The sequence below is a fragment of the Sphingobium sp. B11D3D genome (genome assembly GCF_025961755.1).
GTDB lineage: Bacteria > Pseudomonadota > Alphaproteobacteria > Sphingomonadales > Sphingomonadaceae > Sphingobium.
Map to the genome: position 1 here is coordinate 472673 of NZ_JAOQOG010000001.1, position 25480 is coordinate 498152.

Sequence of the window (25480 nt, forward strand, 5' to 3'; positions counted from 1 at the left end):
TTGCGAAGCTCGGAAGCAGGTGCCAGGGGAACGAGCGTCATTAACACTTATTTTACCACGCCTGCGTCCACTTGAGCTCCCCGCCCGTATCTCGCGCGCGGGCACATTTCTGTCGCCTGCATGAAGAGAAATGTGGGAGACGATTAATGTTCAAAAAGGCAAGCGGGCTCATCGCGATTGCGGCGCTTTCATTTAGCCTGCCGGCTCACGCCGCGCAGTATATGTTCAACTTCACGACAAGCACTCCCCTATTCGGTGGTTCGGTGACCGGCAGCGGAGTTTTCACAACGTCTGACACCCCGATGATCGTCGGGGGGCAGACGGCCTACGCCGTCACCAGCATCACCGGCCAGGTGAACGGCTTCGACATCATCGCTCCGACCGGCAGCTACGGCAATTACTTCACAACCGGCCCAAGTTTTCTTGATGGCACCGGCGTCACATTCAGGACCACCGGCAGCAACAACCAGAATACGGTCACTTTCTTCAACCAGAGCAGCAACGGCATCTACCGGGTGAACACCTTCTCGCCTGGTAGCTCGTCTTTCGTGACCGCCAGTTCCAGCGCAGTGGCACCAGTCCCCGAACCGGTCAGCTGGGCACTGTTCATTGTCGGCTTTGCACTTGTAGGTACAGCATTACGCACGCGCCGGCCATATCTCGTGGCACTCACGGCCTGAACATGCCGCGGTTGGTCGGACGCTGCCTCACCGGTGCGTCCGGCCGGCTGCAATATGAATTCCCTATGCATAACCTGACAGGCCGCTATGCTCCCGCGCTCTGGGAAAACCGCCGAACGATATGACCGAGGCCGCCGATCGTAACCGCGAGAAGCTGGTGGCAGCACTGGCTCAAGTGGCGCGTGCCGATCCAGCTGCGCTGCGGCAGGTTTATGAAATGACCAGTGCGAAACTATTCGGCGTCTGCCTCCGTATCTGCCAGGATCGAGACATTGCTGCGGATATCGTGCAGGAAACCTACCTCAAGATATGGCAGCGCGCCGGACGTTTCGATCCGGCCAAGGCAAGCCCGATCACATGGCTGTGCGCCATTGCGCGCAATGGGGCGATAGACTGGTGTCGTGCGAATCGTCGGATGATCATCGTCATCGATGACGCCGGCACGATTGCCGATACGCGCGCCAGCGCCCCGCAACAGATCGAAGAGGCGCAGAGCCAGGCCCGCATCGTCCATTGTCTGGAGGAACTCGGCGGTAATCCAGCCGAAGCGATCCGCGCGGCCTTCTTCGGCGGTCTCACCTATGTGCAGCTCTCTCATCGCATGAATGTCCCACTCGGCACGATGAAGAGCTGGATCCGCCGCGGGCTCGCGCAGCTCAAGGAGTGCATCGGCGATGGCTGACGCAGCGCTCACTCCGGAAGAGCGCGACATGCTCGCCGCAGAACTGGCGCTCGGCATCCTCGACGGGGACGAACGCGCCATCGCGCTTCGACTGCAGGTGTCCGATCCGGCGTTCCGGTCCGATGTGCTCGCTTGGCAGGCGCGCTTCGAGCCGCTGCTCGACGACTATGAAGACACCGAAGCGCCAAATCTCTGGCACGCGATCGAGAAGCGGCTGCAGACCGGCGGAGCGGCAAGATCAAGCCAGCCCGAAGCAATCCGGCGCAAATTGGCGGCTTGGCGCTTCGGTACATTCTCAATGGGCGCCATCGCCGCTTGCCTAGCAATATTCCCGCTGGTCCGTCCTGCGCCACCCCCCGTACGGACCCAAACTCAGGTCGCCCGTGTTGGCCAGCCCGCCATCGCACAGCTGGGCACGGGTGAGGACGCGCACCAATTCGCCGTCAATTACGACACGAGCAGCGGCGAGCTCAGCATTCGAACGCTCAAGATGCCGTCAAGCCCGCTCTCGCCCGAGCTTTGGATTATCCCGACCGACAATGTACCACGCTCGCTCGGCCTCGTCTCAGCGACGGGTTCAAAGCGCATCATCGTCGCACCGCAGTTGCGTCCCTTGTTGAAAGACGGCGCCACACTCGCCATCACGCTCGAAAAGAGTGAGGGCGTCCCGCACAAGGCGCCAAGCTCTGCCCCTGTGGCCACCGGCTCGATCAACATAATCTGAGCCCGACTGCATCCGTGGCCGCCATCCTCTCGTAAATGTCCCGTCTCCACCATCGGGGACGGGAGTTTGAGAGAGGACATGTCTTCATGCGTAAATCCAGCACAGCCCTGCGGATCGCTAGCATCCTTGCCTTGACGTCGATAGGTACGCTTGCCGTCGCAGCAACCAATCCAATAGTCGGCGGGGCGGCAATGTATCCGACCAAGACCATCGTCGACAACGCGGTCAACTCGAAGGATCACACGACCCTCGTCGCCGCCGTCAAGGCCGCGGGCCTCGTTGACACACTCAACGGCAAAGGCCCGTTCACGGTGTTCGCACCCACGAATGCCGCCTTCGCCAAGCTCCCTGCCGGCACCGTCGACAATCTACTAAAGCCCGAGAACAAGGCGACACTGACCAAGGTGCTGACCTATCATGTTGTGCCAGGCAGGCATAACGCCAAGGAAATCGCGTCCATGGCGAAGAGGCACGGCGGAAAAGCGGTGTTTAAAACCGTCGAGGGGGAGAACATCACCCTCTCTCAGGACCCTAAGGGTGCCTGGTGGGTGACAGATACGAAAGGCGGCAAGGCCCGCATCACCATTGCAGACGTCAACCAGTCCAATGGCGTCATCCATGTCGTCGACAAAGTTCTGATGCCGTGAGGCCTATCAGCGCCGATTGGCCTTCTGGTGGCCCTTCTGTGGGCAGTCACCTTCCGCGAAGACCTACGCCAGCTGTTGCGTGATCATCGTGCGCATCTGATGCCCGAGCCGGATTTAGGGCGCGCTAAAAGCGATTGCTGGAGTGGTCGAAATGCCACCTCAACCACGCAGAATGCGGCGGGACTGGTGCCACATCTGTCCCGCAAACATCTGATGGCGGCGGACATACCCTGGCCTCGGTGCGGGCTCGGTAATTAACCGAGCCCGCATCAAAATTGTCCAGGCTCCAGCACATGAACGAATGTCGGCTTTCAGACAGACTAGAAGGGGAGCCGAATGACCTCTTTGGCGGCGCATGTCGCCGTCCTTCTTTGAACCTAGGCAGCACAACAAGCGTCAGATAACGTCGTTTTTGAGCGTGCGCGATGCTCTCCAGTAATGAAAGCCAGCCCAAATGGCGAAGGACGCACAGATGATCATCCCATAGCGGATGCCGACGGTTCCGGCCGCCGCGCAATCGATAGCGGCCTGCCCTACTGCGCCGTGGCATTCTGCCGCATAATTGCCAGCATAAGCCCGGGCGGCAAAGGTGTCGCTGAGAAATCCCACGAATAGGGGGCCAATCCCCATTCCGACCAGATTCTGGAAGAATATGATGATCGCCGACGCGGTCCCGCGCATACGCGGCTCCACCATGTTCTGGATCGCGCCGAAGGTGGGCGCGTAATAGGTGAAGGCGAGCGTCGCGCCGATCACCACCAGGGGCATGGCAGTCTGCCAGTTCGGCATCGACAGCCCGATCATGTAGAGCGGCGCTGCGCACAGAAGGCAGAGCGCGGGCAACCAGGCGTACCAGCGCTCGTCCCGCTTGCCTGCCCAGTCGGCTCCCATGCCACCCAGCAACGTGCCGGTGCCATTTGAAATGGCGGTGACGATGCCGAACAGCAGGCCGGCCTGCGTCATGCTCATCTCATAGGCTCGGCCGAAATACATCGGCAGGAACAACAGAATTCCGAAGTTCACAAAGCTGTTGAGACCGCAGGCCATACCGAGATGCAGGAATGTGCGCTTTGCCCCCAAAATACCCAGCATCGCCACAAAGCTGGGCATTTCCCGAGTCATGCTGGCAGGATCGTCAAAACGGCCACGGATGGGCTCTTTGACGGTGAGGATGAGGAGTGCGAGGAGCAGGCCGGGAGCACCGACGATCAGGAAGGTGTGCCGCCACCCCACGGTCTCGCCAAGCCAGCCCCCGCCGAAACCGCCGATGAGCGAACCGAACGAAGCCCCGAGCGCCACCACGGCAAGCGCAGTCGCCCGCTTGTTGCGGGGGAATTTGTCCGACACCATGGACACCGTGCAGGGACTGGCGGCCGCCTCACCGATGCCGACGCCCAGCCGTAGCAGCAGGAGTTGCCAGTAACTGGCCGCGTAAGCACTCAGCATCGTCATGAGCGACCAGATGGTCGTCGCGATGGCAAGCAGCGGTATCCGCCTGCCCTTGTCCGCCAGGCGAGCCACCGGGATACCTGCAGTCGTGTAAAGCAAAGCAAAGGCCAGACCTGTCAACAGGCCGAACTGCGCATCGCTGATGCCGAGGTCGGCTTTAATGGCCGGGCCGAGCGCGGCGACGATCACCCGGTCGATGAAACAAGACAGCGCAACCAGCAGAAGGATGAACATCATCCAGTATGGATAGGGCGAATGGTCTGTCGCCTGCGTTTCTTCATCGTCCATCTTGCCTCTCCCCTCCCAGTCCGTCTCTTTTCTCTGTCAGTCCTTCGTGCCCGGCATCCCCGGTCCACGCTCCACCAATGCAGTGCCGGCCCCAAGTGCGGTATCCGTCCACATCCGCACATCCAGGTCCGCGATCCTCCACCCATCGTCGGCAAACCGAAACAGGGCATGCCATGTGCCCATCCTCCAGGAGGCACCGCGAGGCCAGTATTGCCGGTGGAACTCATGCCGGAAGATCATGCAATACGCCGCCACGCGGATGTCATCCCCTTCCCTGCTGAGTTGGGGGGCATTGAACTGATGTTGATGACCATAGGTTTGGGTGGCGCGCTGACTGATGCTGCCACCGATGAAGGCCTCAATCCCCTCTCGGCCCGTAAACACGCCCGGGCTACCATCCCGCAGCGGATGGCGAAGCACGCCATCGCGCGTAAAACAATCCAGATAGGCAGGCAGATCGCCCGAGTCGATCGCCCATGAATAGCGCGCCATGCGGTCTGAAATCATGAGCCGGTCGCGAATGGAAATACCATCAAACTGGCCGCTCATGCCGCAGTGACCCCATGGTAGGACCACTGAGATATTTTCATTTTTGTCGGCATTCGCCCTCCAGCGTCGCTATGTGATCACCATTGTATTTTGACGATTTTCGTCTCCAGAGCTCTTTCAAGCAGAATCAACGCAATATGTAAAGTTTGCATTATATATTGCATTTGTCGGCATCCGAGATGTATCAGCGCGCATCAGGCCGGAGTGAATCCGGCGCCTCCTCGCCGGAGGAGGCCATCATCAACAGGGAGAGGAGACGACATGATCTTTCGTGAAATGCTGAAGAGAAGCGCGCTGAGCGGGGCATCGCTGCTCGCTTTAGGTGCGCTTGCGACCGCAGCCCATGCGCAGGACGAAGACGCGCAGGACATCGTCGTGACCGCGCAGTTCCGATCAACCAATCTGCAGGACACGCCGATCGCGATCACCGCGATGACGGGCGAACAGCTCAGCGAGCGCAGCTTCGGCAACATCGCCGATGTCGGAAAAGCCGCACCCAGCGTCACTTTGCGCCTTGGGAGTTCGGGCTACGGCAAGTCCACGCAGGCTTATATTCGCGGCATTGGCCAGTCCGATTTCAACTTTGCGCTGGAGCCTGCCGTGGGCTTCTATGTCGATGACGTGTATCATGCGTCGCTGTTCGGAACCTCCTTCGACCTGCTGGACCTAGAGCGGGTCGAGATCCTGCGCGGCCCGCAAGGGACTCTGTTCGGCAAGAACTCCATCGGCGGCGCTGTTCGCCTGATTTCCCAGAAGCCGCAGGACTCGTTCGGCGCCTCCGTCGAAGGCACCTATGGCAGCTATGATCGCATCGATCTGCGGGGCATGTTGAACGTGCCGCTTGTCGCGGACAAGCTGGCCTTGCGCGTCTCCTTCGCGTCAAAGGAACGGAACGGCTATGTGGACCGGGTGGATTTTGCCTGCGCCTATCCGGCCCTGGCCGGCAATCTCAAGCCGACAGTTTCTACTCACGGCAATAGTTGCAAGCTCGGGACTTTGGGCGGCGAAAGCGTGCGCGCAGGACGCGCCGCATTGCGCTGGACGCCTTCGCCCGACATCGAGGTCAATGTCGCTGCAGAAATCATCCGCGATAATTCGGAGGGTGCGGCTGACTCGCTCATTTATGTCAACACGGCAGCGGCGGCGCTGGTCAATCATAACAATAATCGCCTGATCCCGACGTTCGGCATCCCCTTTGATCAGCGGTTCATTGTCGACCCCTATGTCACCTTCGCGAGCTACGACAGCAAGTTCCTCGGGCGCGCCGTGCCGGCCGTGAACACCGTTCACTCGGAAAGTTACTCGGGCGATATCAGCTGGACACTTGCCGAGGGCGTGCAATTCAAATCGACGACGGCCTACCAGACGTTCAGCGGCCGCTTCACCCAGAACGCCAACAATGCGCCACTGCCGGTCGCTCTGACCGACAATCTGGCGGGGTTTGATCAGTTTACCCAGGAATTCCGCCTGGTGGGCACCTCGTTCAATGACATGCTGGATTGGGCGACGGGCGTCTTCTATTTCGAGGGCGACAGTTCCTTGGGCGGTGGCGCCTATCTTGCGGCCTCCAACATCGCCTTTGACCAGAATGACAGCACCCACGCCACCAACCGCTCGGCTTTCGCGCATGGCACCCTACATCTCACTGAGCAGTTCTCCGTGACAGCGGGCCTGCGGTACACCAAGGAATCAAAGACCTATCGCTTTGACCGGGTCAATGTGCCGTCGGGCACGTCCTTCTTTGCAGGCGGCCCCTTCACATCTCCCAAGTCGGAGATGGAACGCGTCGACTACAAGCTCGGGATGGATTACCAGCTGACCGGCAATGTCATGGTCTACGGGCAGTTTTCGACCGGTTTCAAGGGAGGCGGCATCAATCCTCGCCCGTTCACACCCGCCACGGCAGTGCCGTTTGGGCCTGAAACGCTGAATGCTTACGAGATCGGCCTCAAGAGTGACCTGTTCGATCGACTGGTTCGGCTCAACCTGGCCGCCTATCACAGCGACTATTCCAACCTGCAGTTGAGCGCGAATGGGTATGATATCAATGGCGTCCCCAGCATCGTCGTTGCCAATGCTGGCAGCGCGCGCATTAACGGCTTGGAAGCTGAGCTGGAGATCCGGCCGGCGCGGGGGCTGCAAATCGATATGTCCGGCAGCTACACGGACTTCAAGATCAAGAATCTCGGTGCCGCGGCAGGCGTTTCAGGCGGCCCGTCCCTTGCCAGCAAAGCGCCCGGTTCGCCGGAATGGAAGTACAATGCGGGCATCCAGTACCGCGCCGATCTGGGCAATGGCGGCACGCTGACGCCGCGTTTCGACGTCTACTACCAGTCCAAGGTTTTCAACGAGTGGACCAACAATCCCCGTGCGGTGCAGGAAGGCTATGCAGTGGCCAACGCCCGCCTTGGCTATAATGCCCCGGATGACGAATGGTACGCGGCCGTCTCGGTCACGAACCTGTTCGATCAGTTCTATTATGTGAACAAGTTCATCCAATCGGGAAGCTACATCTTTACCGGCCAACCCAGTCGCCCGCGTGAATGGGCAGTGACGGTGGGCCGCCGCTTCTGAACGCTTCCTTCGCTCAAGGGGATGTCGCCCAAGCGGCATCCCCTCCTTTTCGAAGCCGCTTCGAACGATCGGCCCAGCCAAGGGAAGGAGAACCGTAAGGCACATGCCGTCTGAAGCTTTCTGCAGAACGCCTAGCGCGGACATCGACTGAATGAAATTATTTCATATTAGTCCTGATATGATCGTCATCATGATGTAATTCTTGCATTGAATTTCAGCCCGGGCTATTCTCTCATCAAGGAGAGAATGATGTCCATCAAAGCCCCCCCAAATCTTGGCAATGCCGCTTTTTCCAAGGCCTTGCGCGCGTTCGAGGCAGTCGTGGGATCGCAGTGGGTCCTTTCCAGCGATGAGGACCGCGCAACCTATATAGACCCCTATGCGCTCGGCGATGGGCTGAACCATGAAGCTTCCGCCGCCGTTGCGCCAGCCAGCGCGGAAGAAGTGCGCGCCCTTGTCCGGCTCGCCAATGAACATCGCGTCCCGCTGTGGCCCACCGCCCGTGGGAAAAATCTGGGCTATGGCTGGGCAGCGCCGGCCATGCCGGGATCGGTCGTTCTGGACCTCGGCCGCATGAACCGCATCCTGGATGTGGATGTGAAATATGGCCACTGCCTTCTCGAGCCGGGCGTAGGCTTCTACGATCTCTACAACTACCTCCGGCAGAACAATATTCCGCTCTGGATGTCGACGCCAGGCAATGCCTGGGGCAGCGTGATGGGCAACGCCCTGGAGCGAGGCTTGGGCTACACCCCCTATGGCGATCACGCGGCGAAAATCTGCGGTATGGAGGTAGTTACGCCCACAGGCGATCTGCTCCGGACCGGTATGGGCGCGATGGCCGGGAGTAAAACCTGGCAGGCCTATCAGCACGGCTTCGGCCCCTCCTGGGATCAGGCCTTCGTTCAGTCGAACTTCGGGGTGGTCACCAAGATGGGCCTGTGGCTGATGCCCGAACCGGAAATGACCTTGCGAGCGAAAGTCGAGCTACCTCAGGCCGACGACATCGAATGGGCCATTCGCGAACTCCACCAACTACGCGTAAACAACGTCGTCGACCACAATTTCGTGTTCGGCAATTATCTTCACGACGCGGCCGTGCTGTCCCAGCGCAGCGAGTGGTACGACGGCAAGGGCGCCCTCACCGATGCCATCGCCGAGAAGATGATGAAACATTATGACATCGGATGGTGGCGCTTCAATCTCGGCGTCTATGGCCACGAAGGCATTGTCCGCGCCAAGGAGCAACTGATCCGCAAAGCTCTTGAGCCCCATCTCGGTAAGGCCATCGAGTTCGAGGTATGGCGGCGGGGCGATCCTCTCGACAAGGCGGCCGCGCGGGCGCCGAGCGCGACGTCTCTCCAGATCGTCAATTGGTGGGGTGGCCGCGGCGGCCATATGGGCTTCTCCCCGGTCATGCCGCCCGATGGCGCCCTGGCCCGCAAGACCTTCCGCGCGATGAAAGCGCGCTTCGAGGAACATGGTCTGGACTATTACACCTCCTTCACCATGGGCCATCGCCACATCAACAATGTGAACATCCTGCTTTATGACCGTGACGACGCCGACATGGTGGCTCGGGCCAACAGGCTGTTCCACGTGCTGATCGCCGACGCCAAAGCGGCCGGCTTCGGCGAATACCGCACCCATCTCGATTTCATGGATCCGGTCGCGAAGAGCTTCGATTTCAACGGCGGCGCCTTGGCGCGGTTCAACGAGACCGTGAAGAATGCGATCGATCCCAATGGCATCATTGCACCCGGTAAAAACGGCATTTGGCCAACAGCCTACAAAGCCCACGGTCAGGGAGAGGAAGCGTGAATGCCATCCACTGGAGTGCCGTTGCGGCGCTGATTATTGCGAGCACGGCTGCTGCCTTTGCATCGTCTGATGCGGCCGCGCCTGTGTCGGCATCAACCACGGCATCGGCTACGGCTTCGACCGTGAAAGACGGGAGAGCGCTGTTCCTCCAGCATTGTGGCTACTGTCATTTGCCTGGAGGCACGGGCACCATCCAGCTCGAACGGCGCTGGGGCAAGGAGCGCGCGCTTCTTGCTGAACGGACCGATCTTCCGGCGGACTATGTGAAGGCGGTCGCACGCCACGGCTTGTTCAGCATGCCACCGATCACACGAGTGGAAGTGACGGACGATGAGCTTGAGAAGCTCGCGGCATTTCTGGCCATGCCCAATAAGGACAAGGCGCAGGCGCGATGATAAGGCGAGACCTTCTGAAGCTCGGCGGCCTGGCCACCGCTAGCCTTATCCTCCCGCCGCCTCTTCGGGCTGCGCAGGTCAGAGCGCAGATGCGACATGTGATCGTGGACCCCCGTTTCGCTGCCACGAGCGCTTTTGCTGCGGCGGCAATCGGTGCCAAGGCTCAGATTTTGCACAGCCACGGCGATCTTGCGACGCTCTGGTATGGAGCGTTGCGCGAGACATGGTCTGGTAGCCTGATGGGTTTGACAGGCTATGCCGATATGGTCGTCGCCCGTGGCATCGCGGCAGAGATGCGCGGCACGCTGCGATTGTGCATGTCGCATCAAACAGTGGATGAGCGTGCTGCACATCGCGTATCCATCGGTCCGGCCGCGCAAGCGGATGTGCTGGAGGCTGCAGGCAAGCAATGGCCCCATGCGCTCTGGACGATGATGAGCAACCGTGCCGACGCTCCAATTGACAGCCGCCTGCCGGAGCGAGACAGAGAAAAGCGCAAGGGAGTCCTGTGGTCCTGGGCCATTGCCTAAGCGGCGCGGATCGCTCAAGCTCCTCGCCTATCAGAGCCGGTTCAAGGAGTGACGGAATAAATGGTAACGGTGTCGAGTGAAGGAACGGTCCGCCGCCGTGCGGGCGCAACCCTCGCCGACGTTGCCAAGGCAGCGCAGGTCTCGACGGCCACCGTCTCAAGGGCGTTGAATACCCCCGATCTTCTCACCAAGGAAACGCTCGGGCGTGTTCATGCCGCCATTGCGGAAACGGGCTATATCCCGTCGCTGACGACCGGGACGGTGATCACCAACCGCAGCCGGCTCATCGCGATCATGGCGCCGCCGACCCCGCTCGAACTGTTCGACACGACGGTGCGGGCTGCGGTCGCGGCGCTCGATGATGGCGGCTATCAGACGTTGCTCGGGATTTACGAGAGAGATGCGACCCGAGAGAAGATCGTGACCCAAATTCTGAGCCGCCGCCCTGGCGGTCTCATTCTCATCGGCCTCCCCATTTCGCCAGACGTGCGCGCTTTGCTGGTCGAATCCAACCTGCCGATCGTCGAGACGTGGGAAACCCCGATCAGTCCCATCGATATGGTGGCGGGAATTTCTCACCATGATATCGGCATCGCAGTGGGCAACTTCCTGATGCGCAAGGGCTATCAGCGCCCGATGATCTTCTCAACGGACAGCAGCAGAGGGCACATCCGTCGCTATGGAATTTCGAGGGTGTTGATGGAAGCAGGGCGGCCGGAGCCTCGCAGTATCGACCACAGCCTGCCCGGCACCATCGGCGAAGGCCGGCGCAGCTTCGGCCGTATATGGGAGGCGGGCGAGAGACCGGATGTGATTGTCTGCTCTTCTGATTGGCTGGCGCAAGGCGTGCTGATCGAGGCAGCCGTCCGCGGCGTCCGCGTTCCCGATGATCTTGCCGTGATGGGTTTTGGCGATTTCGATTTCGCCCAGGAGTTGGAGCCATCCTTGACGTCCGTCCGGATCGACGGCGCCAAGATGGGGCGTCAGGCAGCGGCCCTCATGCTCAAGGCCTTGTCCAAGAACCAGCGTGATCGCACCAAAGCAGCGCGCGTGGACATCGGTTTTACCCTTGTGGAGCGGCGCAGTACTTAAGCGCGCTCTTGTCCAGTCGATGGGGGTGACCCACTTTCTCACCAACAAAGGTACTGGTGTTGCACAACTTCGACTGCTCCCCTGTGTCGCTACACCCTCATGAACAAAAACCAGCTCCAAGGAGCCGTTCAAGCGCCGCGAATGGCCGCTAAGGCGGCGGCACCTGCCAGTCCGCTGGCCGGCTATGCATTGGTCGCTTCCGACCAATGCCGGTCGTTCAGATTGAAAAGCGCTAATGTCTGCTCCAGACGATAGCAGTCATTGAGTTACTTTGGCCCATCCGACGGGACCCGCCCTCAAACCCGACGTGCAATCGTTCGAACCGGTTCCCGAAACCTGCCTTTCATTCATCTAATGACAGGACATTCGTTGACGGTAATCATCCATCTCAACCAGAGCGTGAGATGCGAAATGCCCCGCAATTCCTCTTCGTCAAAGCGGCCGATTGGCACTGCTGATCGAGGACTTGTACAATCGATTATCCAACGTCACCCGCGCCACAGTTTCTCCCTCAGCCGTGACGCGGGTAACGGTGCTGCTCAGGCCGCTTCGTATTCCACCGCCTTTTCCTGCCGGACGATGCGACTGGTGCGGCCATCGATGCTCACCGGTGCCTCGCCATGGATGGTGGCGCGGCGCAGGGTGCGGCGCTGCAGTCCGAAGTCGGCGACGGCGCGGTGCTGGGTCGCCTGATTGTCCCAGAAGGCGACGTCACCGGGTTGCCAGCGCCACCGCACGAGGTTCTCCGGCCGGGTGATATGGTCTTGGAGAATGCTGAACAGCCGCTGGGAATCCGCCTGATTGAGACCGACGAAGTTCTTGACGAAATGTCCGAGCAGCAGGCTGCGCTGACCGGAGACGGGGTGGACGCGGACCACCGGATGCTCGGTTTCGTACACCGTGGAAGCGAACACGTTGCGGTGCCGCTTGATCTGCTCACGCGCTGACGCGTTGTCCTTCGGCGCATTGCCCAGGATCGCGGCATAATCGTACAAATTGGTATGGACGGCCCAGAGATTGTTGACGAGCTGGCGCAGGGATTCCGGCAACGCCTCATAGGCGGTCTCGCCATTGGCCCAGAGCGTATCGCCGCCCGCCTCCGGGATGGTGATGCCACGCAGGATCGAGCCCTTCGGATAGGCATCGACGAAGGTGACGTCAGTATGCCAGCTCGAGGCGGCGTATCCCTCGCGGCTGTCCAACTCCAGCAGGTAGCGCGATCCTTCTGCGACCGGCACGGTGGGATGCGCAACCGGATCGCCGAAGAGTGCCGTGAAATTCTCATGCTCAGCGTCATCGAGATGATGCTGGCCACGGAAGAAGATGACCTTGTGGCGAACCAGCGCGTCTTGGATCGCCTGTACGGTCGCAGCGTCGAGATCGCCGGAGAGCACGACGCCCCGGATTTCGGCGCCGATCGTGCCTGTTACCGGCTTGATGTCGAGCGGGCTATTGAGGTCTGCGGCATTGGCATAGGTCGTGATGGACATGATGAGGCTCCTTCTTGCCTTGGGGGTGCTGGGGGGAATTTCAGTTGGGCGATTGGGGGCCGCGCGGGCGCTCGCCGACGATGGTCACGCGCTCCATCTCGCGATTGCCGCGATAGTCGGGCACCGCGTAGTGCTGGGTCGCGCGATTATCCCAGAAAGCGATCGAGCCGGGCTGCCAGCTCCAACGCACCTGGAATTCCGGCCGCTTCACCTGGTCGAAGAGTCGGGCGAGCAGCGCTTCACTCTCGCCTGGTGCAAGTCCGACGATCTCGCGGGTGAAAACGGAATTGACGTAGAGCAGCTTCTCGCCAGTTTCGGGATGGATGCGCACCACCGGATGCTCGACCGGCGGATATTGCGCTTGCAAGGCGGCCCGCTTTTCAGCGGACTCGATGAACTGCAGGAAGACGCGCGTGTCGTGGATGGCGCTCAGCCCGTCGATCCGGGCTTTGGTCTCCTCGTCGAGCGTTTCATAGGCTGCGACTGCGTTGGCAAAGACGGTATCGCCACCCAGACCCGGCGAGACGCGCTGGATGAGGATGGATGCCGCAGACGGTTCAGCGCGGAAGGTGGTGTCCGCGTGCCAGTTGCTGTCCGTGGTGCTGCGATACTTGCCGGCGAACTCCTTGGAGCGCAGAGGCAGAATTTCCGGATGATCGGGGTGCGCGAAGACCGGGTGGGTCTCCAGATCACCAAACGCTGCGCCCAGGGCGATATGCTGTTCATGCGTCAGATGCTGATCGCGGAAGAACAGCACCTTGTACTGCAGCAGGGCGGCGTGGAGCGCGGCATGCAAAGGCCGGGTCAGGGGTTGGGAGAGATCGATCCCGCTGATCTGCGCGCCCAGACTGGGCTGAAGCGGCGTGATTTCGAACAGGTCGGTATCGGAAGCAATGAGGGTCTCTTCGAGGACGGTCATGACGTGCATCTCCTTTCAGGGATTTCATTCAGTGCGGGTCATTCGGCTGGGGCGAGAGCGAGGGGCTGGTCGTCCAGTTGGCGGCGGATTTCGGAATGGGCGGCTTCGTCGAGCGGGAAGCGGGCGAGGAGCAGTGCGGAAAAGGCGTGGCCCAGCGCAGGACCAAGCGCGAAGACATAGGCAAGGCCAAGCAGCGCTTGCGGGCTGTTGCTGCCCCGGGGATCGAAGCCCAGCCAGGCGACGAGCGGCAGGGCCACACCGATAGCGATGGCCGAGGCGCCTTTGCCCGCGAGGCTGAACACCGAATAATAAAGCCCGGTGCGCTCCTCACCGGTTTCGAAGCGGTGCTTGTCGGCGATATCGGCGACGATGGCGCGCAGCATGAGGTTGCCGGAGCCTTGCGCGAGCCCCTGCACCAAGGTCAGCGCCAGCAGCAGACCGAAGGTGTCCGGCGTGACCAGCAGCAGGCTGAGATTGACCGCGACCTGCACCAGCTCGCCCAAGACCGCCGTTCGGTGCTTGCCGAGCTTGAGGCCGATGCGCAGCCAGATGGGACCCGCGAAGATGCCGAAGATGAACTGGAAGAGGAACAGCGCCGCTGCCCAGTCCGGCCGGCCCATATAGAAGCTGACGTAGAAGACGATGAGCGCGGCGCGAATGCTCTGAGCGAGCGTCACGGCGAAGTCCGAGGCGAGCACGCGCAGAAGCAGGGTATTGGCGAACACCGCGCGCAATGTGTGCTTGATCGACAGCGTCTCCGCTGGCCCGGCCGGAGCCGGAACTTCCGGGAAAGCCGTAAGCGACAGAAAGACGCCGGGGATGACGGTGGCAAGCACCAGCGCGCCCATCAGGGACATTTGCAGGTGCCCGTCGCCCGGCCGCAGTTGATCGGCGAGCGCGGGCAGCAGCAGCGTGACGAATAACGCCGCCGAACCCACGACCGTCTGGTAGGTCGCGATGCGGGTCCGCTCGTGATAATGCCCGGAGATCTCGCCGGACCAGGCCAGGAAGGGAATCTGGATCGCCGTCCAGCCTAGGTAAAAAGCGAACAGGACGCCGCCAAGATAGAGCGGCGTGACTTTCGCGACCGGAAAGAACAGGAAGATGGAGGACAGGGTGAACAGCACGGCCCCTGCCGCCATCCATGGCTTACGCCGCCCGAAGCGGCTGCGGGTACGGTCGCTCAGGGAGCCGATCAGCGGATCGGAAATGGCATCCCACAAGCGGCCGATCAGAAAGATGAAGCCGATCATGCCGAGCGACAGGCCAAAGTCCCGTGCAAAAATAGCGGGGAGGTAGACGCCGATGGGCATGGTCGCGGCGGCGATCGGCACGGCAACCGCCGAGAATCGGATGAGCCGAAAGGCGCTGGAGCGCTCGTCGCCCTTGCTCTGCGGCGGCGACAATGAGGACGAGGGGATTGCAGTGAGTGCGGTCATGGCGTGCCTCACAATTTTGCGCGGAGTGTGATGCCGTAGGTGCGTGGGTCGCCGATCAGCCCCGTCACCAGGCCGGTGTTCCCGGCCGACAGCGTCTGGAAATAATTCTCGTCGAGCAGGTTCTTGCCCCAGATCGAGAGGTCGTAGCGGCCGTCGTCGAACCGCAAGCCGATCCGCCCGTTGAGCAGGCCGTAGCCGTCCACGATCGCCAGCCGCGAGTTGGAGGCGGAGGTGTTGAAGCTCGACCGGTGCGACCAGTCGGCGTGGCCGTAAATCTCGCCCGTGCTGCCCAATGCGGGAACCGGTGTCGAGACATCTGCGCCCAAAGTGTAGGTGAACCTCGGCACGCCAGGGAGCTGCTGGCCGGTGAGGTCTTGTACGGCAGAAATGTTCAGGCGTTCGACGGCCTGCGGCGCGTTCCTGTAATCGCGATAGCTGGTGTCGGCATAAGCCAGCGACGCATTGAGGCTGAAGTGCTGCGAGGGAGCGTAAACCGCGTCCAGCTCGAAGCCGCGTGAGCGTACCTTGGGAATGTTCGCGATATACTGCCGGTAGGTGACCGTGTTCGCCACCTGCTCGGTGATCGCCGTCTGATAATTGGCGGTGTCGATCCAGTAGAGGGCGCCGTTGAAGGTCAACGCGCGATCGAACAGCTGCGACTTGAAGCCGACCTCATAGGCGTCGACTCGCTCCGGCGCGACCTCTGGCGCGATACCCGCCGGCAAGGCAGTCAGATTGAGCCCGCCTGACTTGTTGCCGCGCGAATAGGTGCCATAAATGATCGCGTCGCGCGTCGGTTGCCAGCGAAGGGTAACGAGGCCGGAAAGGCTGTCATCCGAGAAAGCGGTCGCGAAGGTCTGCACCGGGTTGAACTGGGCGCGGATGGCGTTCGCTGTCGCCTGCTGTGCGGGCGTGAGGCCGGAGAGATCATTGCCCGCCACCCAATATTGGCGGAACGCGCCTTCCTTCTTCTCGTGGGTGTAGCGCAGGCCGGCGGTAAGCGTCAGCGCATCGCTGATCGACCAGTCCGCCTGCCCGAACAGGGCGAGGCTCCTCGTCTGCGGCGTAGAGGTGGAGTTCGCCTCGAACCCGTCAAGCGCTGCGTTGCCGACCACGGGATCGACTGCCGGCAAGTTCCAGGCCGCCGCCGCCGAGCCGTAGCGGCTTGCGCCATAACCGCGAATGATCTGCCAGAAATAATAGCCGCCGATCACATAATCGATTGGGCCATCATCCTTGGACGCAAGGCGGATTTCCTGACTGAACTGGCGTTGGCGGTTAGCCTGCTGCGCCTTGGTGACGACAGGCAGCGCAGTGGAATCGCCATCATTGGCCGGGTTCCAGTCCCACCAGCGATAGGCAGTGATGGAAGTGAGCGCGGCGCCGCCCAGATCCCAGTCGACCTGACCGGACACCCCATAGCCATCCATGTTGGACTGGTAATGACTGTCGGACTCGCCCCGTCGCGCGAACGGATCGATGGCCGGCAGTGACCGGTTGAACCGCGCCAGGCGCGCCGCGAAATTGTTCGGGATCGTCGCGCCATTGTCGTAGGTGCCGACATAGTTGGCAAAGACGTTAAGGGCGTAATTCTGCTTCTGGCTGGCATAGTCGCCGATCAGCCGGACCGAGAGATCGTCTGTCGGCTTGACGAGGAGTTGGCCGCGTAAACTCGCATTCTCATAGTCCTGCGCTTCCTCTCCGGTGGTGGTGTTGAAGAGGAGGCCATCGCGCTTGGTGTAGGCACCGCTCAGGCGCACAGCGAGACGATCGGTGACGATCGGGCCGGATACCGAGCCGCGAACTTGCCGATAGCCATAATTGCCGATGCTCACCTCGCCGGAAGCGTCCGGCTCGAAACTTGGCTTGCGGGTGCTGATGTTGATGACGCCCGAGGTCGTGTTCTTGCCGAACAACGTGCCCTGCGGGCCGCGCAGCACCTCGATCTGCTCGAGATCGACCAGATCGAACTGCGAAAGGCCGACGCGGCCATAGTAGACATTGTCGATATAGAAGCCGACGCCGTTCTCCAGCCCATCATTGGTCAATGCGACATTGCTGCCGAGGCCGCGAATGTTGATGTTGGTATTGCGCGGGTTGAAACTGAATACCTGCAGCGCCGGCACTTGTTGCTGGATCTGGCCGAGGGTGAAGTCGCCGCGACGATCAAGCGTCGCCGCGTCGATCACACTGATGGCGATCGGCACGTCCTGCACGGCTTCCTCCCGGCGGCGGGAGGCCGTGACGATGATCGGCGAGCCTGCGTCCTCCTCCGCTGCGGTCGGCTCGGTCTGCCATGGCTCTTCGGCCGCATGGGCGCTGATCGGCACTGCGAGCGACAGGGCTGCAGCTGTTGCACGCAGCATCGTCCGGAGCGCGCCGGTAGGCGAGAAGCGCTCGCCTGTATATAGCCCGATAATATACTGATTAAGTGTCATTATTATGGTTGTCCCTGAGCGTGACTGTATTTGGTCGACCGTCGGTTTTCGCCGTCACGGTCTTCGGGGCGGACAGAGCGCAGGCTTCCCCCCGGCAGCTGAGACCAGATGGCCAGCGCCGATTGCTGAAGAGACAGGGGGTAGCGCGCCAGGTCCGCCAAATCGGAACTGGTGAGCCTAATCATGATGATCCTCGCAGAGCGAAAGGCGCAGCCACCGGATGGTGGGCGCGACATCATCACGCGCCGGTCCCGAGTGCTTCCGGACGGCATAGGCCGTTTCGGGCGCTGGCTCGCGATAACCGGCACGCGACTGCGTGCGGGCTAGGTCAACAGAGCTGGTGGGTCATGCGCATCGGATCACCTCATCGTTAGAGAGGGGAACACGACGCCTGGCGCGGTCGCCTGAGCATCGTGCGCTTTAGCGGTTGGTCACGCGGAGCAAGCTGCATCCCTATCAAAAGCCGCGGGTCAGACACTCGTGATGATGCGGGAGGGGCCTGACCAGCCATCCCGCTCGAGGTATTTCAACCTAATCGATAGAATATGATTTCGTCAAGGCAAGTTTTGCTTTTGCCACGGCAAAGTTTGGGTGCGGGCGAAGGGCCGGCTCCAATCCCTAAGATAAGTGCGGGGGGCTCAGCCATTAGGAAGATTGCCGTCTACGCCCTCAAAAACGACATTCGGTGGGCCAAAGCTGCTCGTCGAAACCCGTCCTGCTTTCATCCACCTGTCGGGGTCCGCGACCGACAATACCTGGGTCCGATGCCAACCAAACTCCGTCGTTCAGAGCGAGCGAAGCTAGCGTCTGATCCGAACAATAGCAGCCACTCGATCCTCTTCAGCCCATCCGGCGGAACGCGCCAACAAAGCGGTCGTTGGAAGCAAGGTTTCGGTGACCCAATAGCTGCCGCTCATTCAGGTGAGCATTACTCACCAAATGTGAAACGGTCAGGTGGCAAAGAAGCCATCGTCATATTTGTTCACAAATGGGCTGCGTCTTGTTCGCCTGCGAGGTGCACGATGGCATTGGGGGCGCACATTCGCTTTAACTCTTAGACAGACGGTCCTCGCGCATTACAATTCCTTGATTGAGTAGGATTTCGAAGCGCTGTTCGTCGAGCGGCGGCGCGAAGAGGTAGCCTTGTCCCACCGAACAGCCCAGTGTCCGCATCATCACTCGATCGGCCTCAGTCTCAATGCCTTCCGCGACGACGCGCGCGTCGAGCGCCACTCCGAGCTTCACGATGCTTTCAACGATGACGTGCTTGACATGGTTGTGCGCCACTTCCCGCACGAAACTACGATCAATCTTTATCTCGCTGAGTGGAAACCGTTCGAGATAGCGTAGGTTGGAATAGCCCGTGCCGAAATCGTCGATCGAAATGCCGACCCCCACGCGCCGCATATGTTCGAAGGATCGGCGTATATCGTCCGACTCAGGGGCCATCAGCTCTTCGGTAAGCTCCAGCGTCAGCCATTCGGCCTTGCACCCGGTTTCGTTGAGCACCTGTTCGACAAAGGCGACGACGTCCCTTCGCGTGAACTCCATCACCGACATGTTGAAAGCGAACCGGAGCGGTATCCGACGGTTTTGATTGACCCGCGCTGCATACGTCGCGAGCGTACGCAGGCCCCACGCTCCGATCTCCATCATGGCGCCGGTCTCTTCAGCAACGGCGATGAACCGGCCGGGTAGCTGGAGGCCGAATGCGCCGTGGTCCCAACGGAGCAGAGCTTCAGCGCTGATCAGGTCACCGGATTGCAGATCGACCTGGGGCTGATAATGAAACAGCAGCTCGTCATTGGAAACGGCGGATTGCAGTTCGTTCGCGAGCCGAATGCGATTACGCGCGTCTCGGTCATCTGCTTCCTCAAACGGATGGGGGCCGTGGTCGGGCGTCGCTTTGGATCGTTGCATCGCCGCACCTGCATGCCGGACCAGTAGAAGAGGATCGGTTCCGGCGAGCCCGACAGCGAAGCCAGCGGCAAACTGCACTGTAAGCGATGCGCCAGGCAGGACAAATCGGGGTCTCAGCAAGTCGAGGACCTCATTGACGATCTTGCCCGCACGGCTGGCATCATCGAGCGCGAAGGCCAGGATGAAGTTATTGCTGCCGACGCGAGCGATAGCCAGGGCTGGCACAACAGCCAGACGCGCTGTCGCCGAACGAAGCAGCGCATCACCGACATCGTAACCGAAACCGTTGTTGACGTCACGGAACCGCAGGACGTCGAGCTTGATGACCAGCAAGGCGGAGTTCGCCGACATTTCGATCTGTGCCAGCCGGTCGAGCAACCCATAACGATCCAGCAGTCCGGTAAGCCGATCGACACCCGGTGCGTGCGTGACATCCCGGATCAGGCCCACGAAATGCGTGAGGCGCCCTAGGTAGTCCCGAAACGGCTCCAGACGCAAAGCATTGCGAAACATCGTTCCGTCCCGCTTGTAGTTGCGCAGTGTCACCGAGCAGGCGCGCGCCTCCGCAAGCGCAGCCCGTATTTCCGTAAGTTCCGGCTGCAACCGATCGCTTCCCTGGAGATAGCGGCAGTTCTTGCCGATGACTTCGTCAACAGAATAGCCAGTAATTTTTTCGAATGCTGGGTTTACCAGGACTATGGGCTGCCCCCGGAGGCGCATGTCCGCGACGAGCAGGCCATCGCTGACATGATCGAGCGCAAGTTTGGAAAAGAGCTCTGTTACACACTGGCCTCTGCGCCCACCGAGGAGGCGAGGCCATCGCAGCAACGGGGAACCAGTTCTACCGGGCTCCACGATCGTGCCGTCGGCCGCATCGGGAGTCATCTCGCAAACAGGCTTTCGAGTTTCATCGCGATGAGCGCGTAAAGATCAGATCTCATCCCATGCCTCCGTGCTAGAGGATGATGCCGTGGTGCCGACGTTTCAATTTCAGCGGCGCGGCGTTTCGAGACAAATCGACGCCAGTTTCGTCGGGGTACGGCAAACGTCTCGTGGCCTGGTCGAGCGGGTCACCAAGCTGCGATATCCGGTAAAGATATTTTTGGATTTACGTGTCGCTCTGAGGTGCGGGCGAAGACGCGTCGTCAGCAAGCGGAGGCATCTGACATGCAGCCTGAAGGCTACTTTCTATGAGGCGAAGATGCGCCAGGACCGTATTTTGCAGCTCGCTGCATGCCGACACGATTGCAGAGGCATATTCCTGCTGGGTTGCCCCAAGGTTTCCATCGAGCTTGAGAAGCTCAGCAAATCCCGTGATGTGGGTGAGCGGTGTCCTGAGATCATGCGACAAAGTGTGGAAGTAAGTATCGAAAAGAGAGTCCTTGCGGAGCGGAACATTTTGCCATTGCTCAACAGCGTTTTGTATCATTTGCTGAAATCTCCACGCTGGGGTGGCGAGACTGCCGCGCTTTATGTCTTTTCACTTATCGTGAGCCTGCGGGAACGAGTTGCCATCGCCTCTTGGCACCACGATGTCGTCCCGCAGCGCTGTTTTCAACTTCGCTGATGCGACCATTCAGGACAGAATAGCGGCTCTTTCGACGTTGATCGGCTCTCCGCCTCCGCTGCTGTGAAAGCGCATGCGATACTCCAGGGGCGTGACGCCCATCCTGCGCAGGAATGCCCGTCTGAGCGTAGTCGTCGAGCCGAACCCGGCAGTGTAGGCAATCGCTTTTATCGGAGCGGAACTTTCTTCCAGCAGTCGTCGCGCAATATCGATCCGGGTCAATTCGACATATGCGATTGGGTTCATGCCGAGTTCGGCGCGGAACAGCCTGGAGAGATGGCGCGAGCTTACGCCAGCAATCTTTGCAAGGGTTTCAAGGGTCAGCTTCGCGCGGGGATGTTCGAGGATGTGAAGTCTTATCTTGTCGATCGGGCTGTTGGAAACAGTTTGTGCGGTCAACAGTGCGCTGAATTGCGACTGACCGCCGGGTCGCTTCAAGAAGACGACCAGCCGCCGTGCCACCCAAAGCGCCAGTGCCCGCCCGTGATCCTCCTCGATCAACGAAAATGCGAGGTCTATCGCTGCGCTTACCCCTGCGGAGCTGAACACTGGTCCGTCGCGCACGAAGATGAGGTCGGGTTCCACCAGAATGTCCGGAAAGTCGGCGGCAAGGCGTGCAGCATACTCCCAGTGGGTTGTCGCACGACGACCCGCCAGCAATCCGGCATGAGCCAGCAGGAAGGCCCCGGTGCACGTCGATCCGTGACGCCGGGACTGCCGTGACTGCTCCCGCAACCAATCATTGACTGCTTCGCTTTGGGGCGACGGGACGCCATATGGCCCTGCTACAATCAAGGTGTCGCACGGCTCTGTCTCGTCGTGGATGCTGGCGTCAGGCAGATAAACGATGCCGGAGGCGCTTTCCTCCGGCATGCCCCGTTCTGTCACCAGCTTGACGCGATAGCGATTACTGGACCCCATTTTGCAGTTCGCTTCAAACAGCGCGTCTCGTACACCGGCTATTTCCAGCAGATGTACGTTGCTTGGGGCAAAGATTGTGACGAGCATGGCCTGAAGCGCTCCGCGGCGACGCAAGATCACCGATCAGAAACACGATACGCCTCGGGTGCTCAATTACCTACAACAATGGGGTCTGTCAGAGCAAATGCAGCTGCGGATGTCCGAGCGGCGCAGCTCGACATAGCATGTCAGCTTCTGCTGCCGTTACCCATGGCAGAGCATAGCTCTTTTAATCCCTTGAACTCAGCCAGCGCGCACAGATACGACCGACTTCGCCGACAGAGCGGTCGTTCGATCATGCAAAACGCCTCCCTGAAAGCTGCCTTCCATTCATCGCCCCGCTCCCGCAGCAGCGATCGACCGACATGGCTCAAAGCTGTCCGAATCGCTTTGTGAGCACCAGGCCGATCGTGCGCGGATTGGGGGGATTATTATATGGGTCGTAGCCGAGCACAGAGTCTGCGATATTTGGGGGGCGGTTATTGAACAGGTTGGCGATGACAAGCTGCACCTCGCTCTGGTCGAGCGTAGGTGTGGATGTAAGGCGCCCGAGGTCGAAACCGAAGAATAGAGACGCCGTGGTATAGGCCGCGACCTTGCGCGGGGGCCGGCCGGGGCGATTATCGGTGAACCCGTCGACATAGTTGACGACCGAGCCGACCGACACGCCGTCGCGTCCCCAGATGAAGGTCCCGTTCAGTCGGAGGTCGGCCGGCTGCGCATAGCCGTCCAGCCGCGAGACTGCGCTGCCGGTACCGGCGCCCAGCGTGAGATTGAGGATATATTGGCCGGTCAGGTGCACGGAGGCATCGCCACCCAGCAGCGGCGTGCGATAGCGGAGATCGAGATCGATGCCGTCGGTTTTCTCGACCGCGAAGTTCTGCGGGCGAATATCCGCCACGGCTTGCACCTGCGAAATCAGGCCTTGGGGAATCTGGTTCGCGCTGCTGTAGATTTCCGTTCCGCCACCACCGATGAACGGGATATCTGCCGTGAACCACCGGAACACTGCAGGATTGTTGATGATGCTCTCGATCTGGGCGAGGCTGGGATTGCGGATGTTGAACCCTTGAAGCTCGGGAAGCGACACGCTGTCGTCCTGCGATGGCGTCACGACCCGCCCCGCGATTTTGATGCGATAATAGCCCGCCCTGATCGTCAGGTTGGGAATGAAGGTGGGGGTCAGATCGAGGCCGAGCGTGAACGTGTCGGCCTTCTGCGTTTTCAGGTCGGGATTGGCGCCTGCGCGAAACATGACGATCGCATTGCCGGTCGGTAGCGCCGGATTCTGCTCTCCTGCGCCCAGGAAGGCGTAGGGGTAGTTCCAGAACGAGACCTGCTCGGCGATGCCGATTGTATTCCGAAAGCGCGGGACGAGGAAGGAGCGGGCATAGGTGCCGCGCAGCGCGACGGAACGATCGATCTGCCAGCGGAGCCCGAATTTGGGCGCCAATGCGTCGTCAAAGCCGAAATCCTCATAGCGCGCCGCCGCCGAAAGCGTCAGGGAGCGGATAAGCGCAATGCCCTGCTCGGCGCCCACGATCGGCACGTTCACTTCGCCATAAGCGGATTTTGCCGTGCGCTCGCCGCCGTTGAGATTGAAGAAGATCTTGGCGTCGGTTCGCAGCGTTTCCTTGCGATACTGAACGCCGCCGGCGACGAGGACCGGTCCCGCCGGAAGCGTCGCCAGGGCCGTCTGGCCGGTCAGCTCGGCGACGAAGAGCGTGTTGGTATCGCTATAATGCGTGCTCGCCGCGGCGAAAGGCGGCAAGCCGCTGAATACGTTACTGCTGGTCTTGTTGCGCCCATAATCGATATTGAGGTCGATCGAAGTTGCGCTGTCGCCCTGCCAATGGGCATTGCCATTCACGGCATATCCGGTGGTGTGGGTCTTGAAGAAACGGTTATATCTGGGAAAGTCCGGATAGTTTCTAATCGCCTCGCGATCACGCTGGAAGCGAGAGGCATCGACCGACAAGGTCAGGTCGCCGACCTCCTGCCGAACGCCGCCGTAAAAGCCGCTCACCTGCTCGTCGGGCAACTGGCTTTGCTGAAGGCGCGTCCCGCTCGCCACGATCGGCTCTTCGAGGAAAGCCGAGCGCTGCTGATACATCGCCATGCCATATACGCTGCCCGTGCTCCAGCTATGCCCGGCGAGCGCGTTCGCTTCCCAGTTCTTGGCGCCGGTGTCGGTCATGGTCGCCCCGCGCACGCGCAATTCAAGACCGCCCTTGGGCTTTCGCGTGACGATGTTGACCACGCCCGCCACCGCATCCGCGCCATAGGTGGCTGAGGCGCCGTCAGAGATGACGTCGATGCGCTCTATCAATCCCGCTGGGATGACCGAAACGGTTGGCGCCTCGACCATGCCCACTGACGCCATTCGCCTCCCGTTCAGGAGCGTGAGCGTCGCATCGGAGGCAAGGCCGCGCAACGCGAAGCTGGCAAAGCCGTCATACTGATTATAGGTCGTGCCCGTGCTGAGAGTGGATCCCACACCTGCGGCCGTGCTGCCGAAATCGCTCAGGTCCGCGGTGAAGTTCTGGGGAATGGTAAGCATATATTCCGACACCGATCCGGCACCGGCTTGGACAATGTCCGCCTGCCCATAAGTGAATACCGGGCTGGCGACATATTCTCTTGGAAGGCCGCGAATGAGCGAGCCGGTGACGACGATATCGCTCGCCGCCGCCGTCGCCTGATCTTTGGCCCCCTCGGTCTGGTCGGGCGTGTCGATGGACTGCGCCCAGGCTGGCGCGCTGACGACGATACCGGCAGCCACAGCCGCAGTTTCCAGAAATCTCATTGTTCCCCCAATTCCGTTTGATGTTCGGCCGTTGCTGCTGGCGCCCACCCATCCGCAGGGCGGCTCTTGGGCTATGATATGTTATCATGTATCATAATTCGCAACTGAATTGGAATGCAGTGCGTGCCTGGGGTGCATTTTATCATGGATAGAGAGGGTCGGGTGCTGGCTGCTCGCCTTGGACGTTCCAGCGGCATTACTGACCTCGACCGTAAGGTCGTCGCGCTGCCTCGCCGTGCTCAGCCACCAGCCCACAAGGCAGGGGAGACTATTGAATTTGTGGTCCCGGTCGAGTTCTTCCTGTCTCCCGGACTATCAACAGCCCCCGGCGCGCGGTAGAAATAAGGAAGAGCGAAGGCTCGCTGGCTGCGTACTTCTCGCGGCATCAAGAGATGCCGGAACTCACGCCGTGCCGCAGTCCGTCTCGACATCCGCTGCTTCGGCAGCCCGCATCGCCTGCTGGTGCGGTCAAACGAGGGACTTCAATGCCGACCCTCTTGATCCAAGCAG

At 60.7% G+C, this 25480-nt stretch carries 20 protein-coding genes; 10 read left to right on the plus strand and 10 right to left on the minus strand.

Annotation, left to right across the window (positions count from 1 at the left end; all coding sequences use genetic code 11):
• Positions 1–146 precede the first annotated feature (146 nt).
• From M2334_RS02340 to M2334_RS02355, 4 genes are all read left to right on the plus strand, one after another.
• Positions 147–680, plus strand: coding sequence for a PEPxxWA-CTERM sorting domain-containing protein (locus tag M2334_RS02340; RefSeq protein WP_264593703.1), 534 nt, complete (start codon positions 147–149; stop codon positions 678–680).
• Positions 681–801: 121 nt separating this feature from the next.
• Positions 802–1362 carry a sigma-70 family RNA polymerase sigma factor gene (locus M2334_RS02345; protein ID WP_264593704.1) on the plus strand — a complete coding sequence of 187 codons (561 nt, stop codon included), beginning with the start codon at positions 802–804 and terminating at the stop codon, positions 1360–1362.
• Positions 1355–2086: an anti-sigma factor domain-containing protein gene (locus tag M2334_RS02350; RefSeq protein WP_264604691.1), complete on the plus strand. Its 732-nt coding sequence runs from the start codon at positions 1355–1357 to the stop codon at positions 2084–2086. The genes M2334_RS02345 and M2334_RS02350 overlap by 8 nt, the downstream gene beginning before the upstream one ends.
• An 86-nt stretch (positions 2087–2172) precedes the next feature.
• Positions 2173–2733, plus strand: coding sequence for a fasciclin domain-containing protein (locus M2334_RS02355; RefSeq protein ID WP_264593706.1), 561 nt, complete (start codon positions 2173–2175; stop codon positions 2731–2733).
• A 396-nt stretch (positions 2734–3129) separates the two neighbouring features.
• Here M2334_RS02355 and M2334_RS02360 read toward each other — a convergent pair whose 3' ends face one another.
• Together M2334_RS02360 and M2334_RS02365 are read right to left on the minus strand one after the other, a co-directional pair.
• Complete coding sequence (locus tag M2334_RS02360) at positions 3130–4470, minus strand: spinster family MFS transporter (RefSeq protein ID WP_264604692.1); 1341 nt, start codon at positions 4468–4470, stop codon at positions 3130–3132.
• A 36-nt stretch (positions 4471–4506) separates the two neighbouring features.
• The gene (locus tag M2334_RS02365; protein WP_264584161.1) at positions 4507–5019 is read right to left on the minus strand and encodes a nuclear transport factor 2 family protein; all 513 of its coding nucleotides are present in this window, start codon (positions 5017–5019) and stop codon (positions 4507–4509) included.
• Between the two features lie 261 nt (positions 5020–5280).
• Here M2334_RS02365 and M2334_RS02370 point away from each other — a divergent pair, with 261 nt between their 5' ends.
• From M2334_RS02370 to M2334_RS02390, 5 genes are all read left to right on the plus strand, one after another.
• On the plus strand, positions 5281–7593 hold the full coding sequence (locus M2334_RS02370; RefSeq protein ID WP_264604693.1) for a TonB-dependent receptor: 2313 nt from the start codon (positions 5281–5283) through the stop codon (positions 7591–7593).
• Positions 7594–7800: 207 nt separating this feature from the next.
• Positions 7801–9414, plus strand: a complete 1614-nt coding sequence (locus tag M2334_RS02375) for an FAD-binding oxidoreductase (protein ID WP_264604694.1) — start codon at positions 7801–7803, stop codon at positions 9412–9414.
• Positions 9411–9809, plus strand: coding sequence for a c-type cytochrome (locus M2334_RS02380; RefSeq protein ID WP_264593711.1), 399 nt, complete (start codon positions 9411–9413; stop codon positions 9807–9809). Before M2334_RS02375 ends, M2334_RS02380 begins: the two co-directional genes overlap by 4 nt.
• Positions 9810–9898: 89 nt before the next feature.
• Positions 9899–10339, plus strand: coding sequence for a hypothetical protein (locus tag M2334_RS02385; RefSeq protein ID WP_264593712.1), 441 nt, complete (start codon positions 9899–9901; stop codon positions 10337–10339).
• 60 nt (positions 10340–10399) lie between these two features.
• Positions 10400–11431, plus strand: a complete 1032-nt coding sequence (locus M2334_RS02390; protein WP_264593713.1) for a LacI family DNA-binding transcriptional regulator — start codon at positions 10400–10402, stop codon at positions 11429–11431.
• Between the two features lie 539 nt (positions 11432–11970).
• Here the strand turns inward: M2334_RS02390 and M2334_RS02395 are convergent.
• The 8 genes from M2334_RS02395 to M2334_RS02430 form a co-directional block, all read right to left on the minus strand.
• Positions 11971–12921 carry a TauD/TfdA dioxygenase family protein gene (locus M2334_RS02395; protein WP_264604695.1) on the minus strand — a complete coding sequence of 317 codons (951 nt, stop codon included), beginning with the start codon at positions 12919–12921 and terminating at the stop codon, positions 11971–11973.
• A 40-nt stretch (positions 12922–12961) separates the two neighbouring features.
• Positions 12962–13840 (minus strand): TauD/TfdA dioxygenase family protein, encoded by an 879-nt coding sequence (locus tag M2334_RS02400; RefSeq protein ID WP_264593715.1) that lies wholly within the window; start codon positions 13838–13840, stop codon positions 12962–12964.
• 38 nt (positions 13841–13878) lie between these two features.
• Positions 13879–15279, minus strand: coding sequence for an MFS transporter (locus tag M2334_RS02405; protein ID WP_264593716.1), 1401 nt, complete (start codon positions 15277–15279; stop codon positions 13879–13881).
• An 8-nt stretch (positions 15280–15287) separates the two neighbouring features.
• The gene (locus M2334_RS02410) at positions 15288–17717 is read right to left on the minus strand and encodes a TonB-dependent receptor (RefSeq protein ID WP_264604696.1); all 2430 of its coding nucleotides are present in this window, start codon (positions 17715–17717) and stop codon (positions 15288–15290) included.
• 1047 nt (positions 17718–18764) lie between these two features.
• On the minus strand, positions 18765–20522 hold the full coding sequence (locus M2334_RS02415; RefSeq protein ID WP_264604697.1) for a GGDEF domain-containing phosphodiesterase: 1758 nt from the start codon (positions 20520–20522) through the stop codon (positions 18765–18767).
• A 223-nt stretch (positions 20523–20745) separates the two neighbouring features.
• Entirely contained in the window at positions 20746–21066 is a 321-nt protein-coding gene (locus M2334_RS16685) for a histidine kinase dimerization/phospho-acceptor domain-containing protein (protein WP_181558473.1), read from the minus strand.
• Positions 21067–21213: 147 nt separating this feature from the next.
• Entirely contained in the window at positions 21214–22212 is a 999-nt protein-coding gene (locus M2334_RS02425; RefSeq protein ID WP_264593720.1) for a GlxA family transcriptional regulator, read from the minus strand.
• A 322-nt stretch (positions 22213–22534) separates the two neighbouring features.
• Entirely contained in the window at positions 22535–24970 is a 2436-nt protein-coding gene (locus M2334_RS02430) for a TonB-dependent receptor plug domain-containing protein (protein WP_264593721.1), read from the minus strand.
• A 144-nt stretch (positions 24971–25114) separates the two neighbouring features.
• Between M2334_RS02430 and M2334_RS02435 the strand changes: the two genes are divergently transcribed.
• Positions 25115–25309, plus strand: coding sequence for an energy transducer TonB (locus M2334_RS02435; protein WP_264595347.1), 195 nt, complete (start codon positions 25115–25117; stop codon positions 25307–25309).
• Positions 25310–25480: the final 171 nt, after the last annotated feature.

Bases quoted from the DNA above. Each gene is read 5' to 3' on its own strand.
- M2334_RS02340 (WP_264593703.1), top strand. From the start codon at position 147: ATGTTCAAAAAGGCAAGCGGGCTCATCGCGATTGCGGCGCTTTCATTT.
- M2334_RS02345 (WP_264593704.1), top strand. From the start codon at position 802: ATGACCGAGGCCGCCGATCGTAACCGCGAGAAGCTGGTGGCAGCACTG.
- M2334_RS02350 (WP_264604691.1), top strand. From the start codon at position 1,355: ATGGCTGACGCAGCGCTCACTCCGGAAGAGCGCGACATGCTCGCCGCA.
- M2334_RS02355 (WP_264593706.1), top strand. From the start codon at position 2,173: ATGCGTAAATCCAGCACAGCCCTGCGGATCGCTAGCATCCTTGCCTTG.
- M2334_RS02360 (WP_264604692.1), bottom strand. From the start codon at position 4,470: ATGGACGATGAAGAAACGCAGGCGACAGACCATTCGCCCTATCCATAC.
- M2334_RS02365 (WP_264584161.1), bottom strand. From the start codon at position 5,019: ATGAGCGGCCAGTTTGATGGTATTTCCATTCGCGACCGGCTCATGATT.
- M2334_RS02370 (WP_264604693.1), top strand. From the start codon at position 5,281: ATGATCTTTCGTGAAATGCTGAAGAGAAGCGCGCTGAGCGGGGCATCG.
- M2334_RS02385 (WP_264593712.1), top strand. From the start codon at position 9,899: ATGCGACATGTGATCGTGGACCCCCGTTTCGCTGCCACGAGCGCTTTT.
- M2334_RS02390 (WP_264593713.1), top strand. From the start codon at position 10,400: ATGGTAACGGTGTCGAGTGAAGGAACGGTCCGCCGCCGTGCGGGCGCA.
- M2334_RS02395 (WP_264604695.1), bottom strand. From the start codon at position 12,921: ATGTCCATCACGACCTATGCCAATGCCGCAGACCTCAATAGCCCGCTC.
- M2334_RS02400 (WP_264593715.1), bottom strand. From the start codon at position 13,840: ATGACCGTCCTCGAAGAGACCCTCATTGCTTCCGATACCGACCTGTTC.
- M2334_RS02405 (WP_264593716.1), bottom strand. From the start codon at position 15,279: ATGACCGCACTCACTGCAATCCCCTCGTCCTCATTGTCGCCGCCGCAG.
- M2334_RS02410 (WP_264604696.1), bottom strand. From the start codon at position 17,717: ATGACACTTAATCAGTATATTATCGGGCTATATACAGGCGAGCGCTTC.
- M2334_RS02415 (WP_264604697.1), bottom strand. From the start codon at position 20,522: ATGACTCCCGATGCGGCCGACGGCACGATCGTGGAGCCCGGTAGAACT.
- M2334_RS16685 (WP_181558473.1), bottom strand. From the start codon at position 21,066: ATGATACAAAACGCTGTTGAGCAATGGCAAAATGTTCCGCTCCGCAAG.
- M2334_RS02425 (WP_264593720.1), bottom strand. From the start codon at position 22,212: ATGCTCGTCACAATCTTTGCCCCAAGCAACGTACATCTGCTGGAAATA.
- M2334_RS02430 (WP_264593721.1), bottom strand. From the start codon at position 24,970: ATGAGATTTCTGGAAACTGCGGCTGTGGCTGCCGGTATCGTCGTCAGC.
- M2334_RS02435 (WP_264595347.1), top strand. From the start codon at position 25,115: ATGGATAGAGAGGGTCGGGTGCTGGCTGCTCGCCTTGGACGTTCCAGC.